7 protein-coding genes are annotated in these 5,951 nt (G+C 34.3%); 2 read left to right on the forward strand and 5 right to left on the reverse strand.

All coding sequences use genetic code 11. The annotated features are described in order from the left end of the window. Window positions 1–150: 150 nt before the first annotated feature. Together EKG35_RS20165 and EKG35_RS20170 are read right to left on the reverse strand one after the other, a co-directional pair. A complete protein-coding gene (locus tag EKG35_RS20165) occupies window positions 151–654 on the reverse strand; it encodes a DinB family protein (protein ID WP_126296342.1) in 504 nt (167 codons plus the stop codon). A 77-nt stretch (window positions 655–731) separates the two neighbouring features. Next, window positions 732–1,646 (reverse strand): helix-turn-helix transcriptional regulator, encoded by a 915-nt coding sequence (locus EKG35_RS20170; RefSeq protein WP_126296343.1) that lies wholly within the window; start codon window positions 1,644–1,646, stop codon window positions 732–734. Window positions 1,647–1,980: 334 nt separating this feature from the next. On the opposite strand from EKG35_RS20170, the gene EKG35_RS21515 reads away from it, so the two are divergent. Both EKG35_RS21515 and EKG35_RS20180 read left to right on the forward strand, forming a co-directional pair. After that, window positions 1,981–2,103, forward strand: a complete 123-nt coding sequence (locus EKG35_RS21515) for a hypothetical protein (RefSeq protein ID WP_281274651.1) — start codon at window positions 1,981–1,983, stop codon at window positions 2,101–2,103. A 465-nt stretch (window positions 2,104–2,568) separates the two neighbouring features. After that, window positions 2,569–2,766 carry a hypothetical protein gene (locus tag EKG35_RS20180; protein WP_126296344.1) on the forward strand — a complete coding sequence of 66 codons (198 nt, stop codon included), beginning with the start codon at window positions 2,569–2,571 and terminating at the stop codon, window positions 2,764–2,766. 431 nt (window positions 2,767–3,197) lie between these two features. Here the strand turns inward: EKG35_RS20180 and EKG35_RS20185 are convergent, their stop codons facing one another. The 3 genes from EKG35_RS20185 to EKG35_RS20195 all read right to left on the reverse strand — a co-directional run. Then, entirely contained in the window at window positions 3,198–3,851 is a 654-nt protein-coding gene (locus EKG35_RS20185; protein WP_126296345.1) for a GntR family transcriptional regulator, read from the reverse strand. A 45-nt stretch (window positions 3,852–3,896) separates the two neighbouring features. Continuing rightward, entirely contained in the window at window positions 3,897–5,240 is a 1,344-nt protein-coding gene (locus tag EKG35_RS20190) for a serine hydroxymethyltransferase (protein ID WP_126296346.1), read from the reverse strand. Window positions 5,241–5,811: 571 nt separating this feature from the next. Beyond that, window positions 5,812–5,951, reverse strand: a 140-nt coding sequence (locus EKG35_RS20195; protein ID WP_148103530.1) for an IS3 family transposase, incomplete at its 5' end; no start/stop codon positions are given.

The raw sequence follows: 5,951 nt of genomic DNA on the forward strand, positions 1-5,951 counted from the left end.
GGTAGACATGGTAGGACCATCTTATCGAATATTAGACACAAAGGAATGGTTGGAAAATAGTCAGGTTTAAGTGGCTCAGTTTTTAATTAATAAATGGCTCAATTTTTACTTGCGAAATACAAGATATAAGTCATCATTAATTTGCAGGTATTATTTAACCTGATACCAATATAAAGAGAAGTCATTCATTGTTGAAGCGTACCCCTGCTGTCTTAACATTGTTGTTATGTTGCCTCGATGATAAGTACCATGATTAACAACATGAAATAAAATTTCTGAATAAGTAGTTTCTCTAGTACCTGTCCAAGGATTATTCAAATTAAATTTTCTTTCTAAATCTTTTTGGCTACTCATCCATTCTTCATAATGTGAAGCTAGCTCCTCATAAGACTTAACAAATTCTTCTACAGAATATAACTTAGTCCTTTCTAAGAAAGCCTTAGAAGCTTCCAATGCTTCTTGCATATCAATTCCTTTAAGTACTTGTAACCACATAACATCTACCACATAGATGTGAGCAAACGTTTGAGCAATAGTTGGATATGAACTACTAACCTCTTCATATAGGACATTGCTTGGTAATTCTTTTATTCTTTCTAATAATACCTTATTAGCCCAAACATGGTACTCGTACATATTTTTTGCATGATTCATTTAACATCTACTCCTTAACAACCAGATTTTAAAAATGTATATTTGAATTATAAAAAAAGATATATGACAGCATGTTGTCATATATCTTTATAAACTTTAATTAATTTTTTTGCCTCATCTATTAAAATTGATTGCAGTTCTACAGGTTTTATAATTTTAACCCGACTCCCGAAGCTTAAAAGAATAGATTTAAGCCACCCAGCATGTAGAGGTTGATAAACAGAAATTGTAATTGTCATGCTTCCATCACTGTTTATGACTTTTGAAGAAATCTGGAATTGGTCCAATGCTTCTGCTAAGGAATTATGATTCACCCAGATTACTACATCCTCAACCCCTTCTAGACTACAGTCTGAATAAGATAAATCACCTTTCATTACGTGCTTTTGTAGAAACTTTTCTTGTGTTAAAGTAATACTCATCATACGTGAAACTCTAAATTCTCTATAATTCTGACGCTCTCTACAATAACCATATATATACCAGTTACGAAACTTATAATGAAGATAAATAGGTTCTAATTCCCGTGATGTAAATTCATTTTTGTAATTTACATAATCAAAGCGGATTACCCTTTTTTCATTTATTGCTTTTCGTAAACCCATTAATGAATTTGGTTCTGTTCTATGGCTTTCCAAGTCAACCAATAAAGTGTTATCGCCATTACTTGTATCAAGTAGTTTTAATCTATCTATCGTATATTCAAATTCCTTCTCTTCAAAAATACTCGATAAACTACTTAATACTGTGATTAGATTCAATATATCATAAGAACTCATTAAGCTTTTATCAAATTTGTATCCTTCTATTATACCAAACCCTCCGTTAGTACCTTGGTAAGAAACGACAGGTATTCCAGCAGCACAAATAGCTTCGATGTCTCTATAAATTGTCCGCGATGATACTTGAAATTCCTCAGCTAAACTAGATGCCGACAAAATTTCATTATTTAAGAGCTTGAATATGATTGATATCAAACGTTCTAATTTCAATTCTCATTTCCTCTCCTTAGGTAATTGATTAAGCGAGCATTGTCATCCTACAGATGTACATTTTATTTTTTCTAGTATTTCAATGAATTTATCCAACCTTTAAAAATATCAGGTTATTTCTATAACTTTCTATTATATCAATTTTAATCCTCCTGCATAGTTCAGGAAAATCATGAAATATTGATATAATTAGTCATGGATAATGAATTAATCTACAATGGTATTTTCTGGTAAACAAAACAACCCCTCTAATGAACATGATAAGCATTAATGTATAGTCACAATTTTTAAGATGAACTAGAGAAATTGACAATTGTAAAGGAGATGGAGATGAATGCAATACATAATTACAGCTTATGATGGCACTGATGATAAAGCAATCGATAGAAGATTAATGGCAAGGGAGGATCATTTAAAATCAGTGGAAAAGAGAGTGAAAGAAGGCCAGCATTTATAAGGTGCCGCTATACTTGATGATGATGGAAAATGATAGGATCGATGATGGTAGTGGATTATCCATCGATAGAAGAGTTGAATAATTGGCTGAAGGTTGAACCTTATGTGGTGGCAAATGTATGGCAGAAAATAGACATACAGCCTTGCAGAGTAGCACCGATATTTATGAAACTTAATAATTAAGGAAGATCATGAAGCATACTTTAGAACAAGAAAGTATGCTTGTAAAGATTTTTTTAGCAAACGGGCAGTTTCGATTGAATAGGGTTAAGTGGTATTGGAAATAAATTTTAGTTAATTAATTAAGGGAGCAATTCTCTAATAAGGAATGCGTCTATTTTTATTTAAGGGCATTTTATGGTGAACATGTTTAACATGGGGATGGGTAGACGTTTTTAATTATTACCACATAGCACTCCCCTAATAACGTAATAACTGTTAATATATTACAAAAGAGGGGGTGTGCTTGTTAGATTTGTTTAAATATATGAAGTATGTACCGTTGATTGTCTATTTGATTGGTCTAATTCTTTTCGGTATTCCACTTGCTTTTTACGATATAGAAGTTGTGATAATTGTTGAATATCATTTACTTTTCGGATCTTTTTATTTCCTTACCATCCTTGAAGAGTTTTTCAATATCAGTAAAAAATGCGGTATGTAAGTACGTCTAGTAAACATTATTATTATTATTATCTTATTGAGTACATCTATCCTATATAAAAATACATTTTCCATAAGTTTTTCCACAATATTTTTAGTTATGTTTAGTTTGGAATTATATTTAAACAGTAAAAAAATAAGCCAAAAGGATTTTTTGCTAAAACTTATTAAATTCAAGGAGAGTTAAGTAGTTTATAGTTTTCCCTTTAAAGGGCGCAATTCAAGTAGATATTTGCGCTTTTTTGCATGAAAGGGCCAGAGTGTGAACAATTGTTAGATGTCTAGGTTAAACTTTTGAATAAATTCTGTTGTAAGATAAATTAGCTTTTGGCAATCAGGCGCTTTCGGTACAGAAAGATTGCGAAAGTCGGCCTTGCCTTTCGTAGCAGAAAAGGGACATCTCATACCCTTTGAAATATCCCCATTTTACTCCTATAATGATTCACCTGTTAGCAATCTTCCTAAACTTAGCCAATTCTCTTGCACTAAACTTGCAGCCAGTTCAACGTCCTTGTGCTTACATGCTTCAATAATTTCTTGATGCTGCTGGACGGAGGAGAGTCCCTCAAGTGTTTTGAACTTGGCAAATTCAAGACGCCTTACTTTTGGAATAACTCGTTCTAAAGCTAATGAAATTTCTGTGTTTTGGGAGGCAAGGATAAAGACATCGTGAAAACAATCATCCGCAAGTACAGCATTAATGCTATCTTTTTCTTCAAGAGAGCTCCTTAGTTGTTCATTGTATTTTTCTAATAAAGAAATGTGACTTTGATCCAATAAAGGAACAGCTAATCTCGTAGCTAGACTATGAAGTGCTGCAACCACTGTAAAAGCATGTTTTGCTTCCTTCTCATTTAACAGCGTTACCCTTGTTAGAGAACCTGGCAGAGACTCCACCAAGCCTTCTGTTTCTAGTCTTTTAAGTGCTTCTCTGACTGGTGTGCGGCTTGTTCCGAATTGTTCGGCAAAATCAGTATCTTTAATACGCTCTCCAGGCTGGAATTCCAACGTAATGATAGCATGTTTTAATTGATTGTAAATTTCATCTCTTAATGGAGGACGAGTAATTTTTTTTATATTTTTCATAAAGTTAATATATACCTAGAAAAAAACAGTGTCAATAAACAGAAACTAGTCAAAGCAATAGTGGATTTTGTTAAAGGATTTGCGCATCTCGATGACTTTCTTTCTTACATTCTCAGTGTTTTCTCTTCCGTTAAGAATATTTACAATAAAATCAGCAATTGTTGCCATATCACTTTCTTTCATTCCAAGTCTAGTAATCTCAATTGTTCCGATCCTTAAACCACTAGGGTAATCCCAATCCTCAGGCCGATCACTAGGAATTAAATTTTTATTGGTAATGATGTTTGCTTCTGCTAGTAGATGAGCAACCTCCAAACCACCGCCAAAACTTTTTACATCTAAGATTACTTGATGTGTAGTGGTAAAGCCTTTATGTGCTCCTAACACTTTTATACCCCGGTCGTGCAGTTCCTTCCCTAATGCCTGTGCATTTTTTACAATTTGCGCCATGTATTCTTCCCCATATGCTAAAAACTCAGCTGCAGAAGCTGCTAAGGCTGCAACTCTATTAACTTGGTGAGTAGCAGCTAGTGCTGGGAAAATTACATCCGTCACAGGCTTAGTCAAACTTGGATCATCCCAAATAATGATTCCGCTTTGCGGACCACTAAAGGTTTTACCAGCTGAGCCTGTAACGATACAAGCTCCCTCTCTCAAAGGATCTTGGAATTGACCTCCACCGATTAGTCCTAATTGGTGTGCGCCATCAAAGAAAATCTTTCCATCCCATTCCTTTACAATCGACGCCATTTCTTTAATAGGGAAAGGGAATAAGGTCATGGATGCTCCTAGTGTAACTAAAACAGGTTTGATTTTCCGTGCCTCTGCTGCAAATTTGTCTAAGTCAACTACTAAGTCAACAGGATCCATCGGGATATCATAAATGTTTAAGCCTCTAATACCCGCAGGTCCATCAATTCGATTGCTCGAATGGCCGCCTAAAGGCTGGGATATAGTCATTATATTATCACCAGGTTTTGTTAAAGCGGCATATACTGTCATATTTCCAATCATACTGGCTACAAGTCTATGATCTGCATAATTACAACGGAATACTTTTTTCAAAAGTTCAACACAAAGTGATTCAATCTCGTCAATATACTTAGTTCCCGCAAACCATCTTGCCGTTGGTCCGATATGACCCTCAGCAGCACGAGTACCAACTTCAGCGGATAATAGTTTTCTTACTGTCGGACTGGTAGGAGCCTCAGGGGCAAGCAAGTTGAGACACTCTTCCCCTCTGTAAACCGCATTTCTTTCAACAGCATTGATTACTTCCAATTGCATTAGGCGTGGAGATGAACATTGGTCAAGTAAATTTCGCGCCCATTCCAAAACTTTCTGGTCATGTACTTCATTGTAAGTAGTTGTCGGTGTTGCGTTGTTCATTTCGTAAAACTCCTTTCTCATATAAAAATAGATTCAATCCAATAAATTGGTGAAAACATCATTCACCTATAAACCAATATATCGGTTAACAAGTTTGTAGTCAACTGAATTTTTAGAATTTTCCTTATATTGAAGTGTTTAACGGAAATAAGTCGATATGTTTATTTAATACTAACTATCGATCTAAATGATGTAGGTTACATAAGGGATTAACTTTGAAAATAGGGTGAATAAAAGAGTAAACCCCAAATTCAATTAAAAGCTATAGGGGTACCAAGTTTAGAGTATATTTAATACTGATTCATTATATTGGGGGTTTTTTATAAAAAACGCAGAAGTATAAATTAATCTGATCTTTTAGCCGGTCAAAGTTACTTTTGCCAAAGGAATCGGATTAACGGACAAGGTTTGTGACTTGAAGGCATTATTAATATGTAATCTTTTCGTATATTTTGTAAAACCAATACTCATATTTCCATTGATTTCAATTCGATAACTGACTCTTGTTCCCAGAGAAAAACACCTCACGATTAGGTACTTACCATCCTTTTTGAGACAATAAGAAAACACCCTACTTTACAGTTAGTTGGCGGTATTTTACCGGCGATTGGCTGTTTAGTTTCGTTTGAATACGGATATTGTTATAATAATTTATATAGTTTTCGACGATTTGGATCACATGCGCATTCGTTGTGCGATTGATTCCGTCGA

Source organism: Lysinibacillus telephonicus (assembly GCF_003966145.1).
GTDB classification, from domain to species: Bacteria; Bacillota; Bacilli; order Bacillales_A; family Planococcaceae; genus Ureibacillus; species Ureibacillus telephonicus.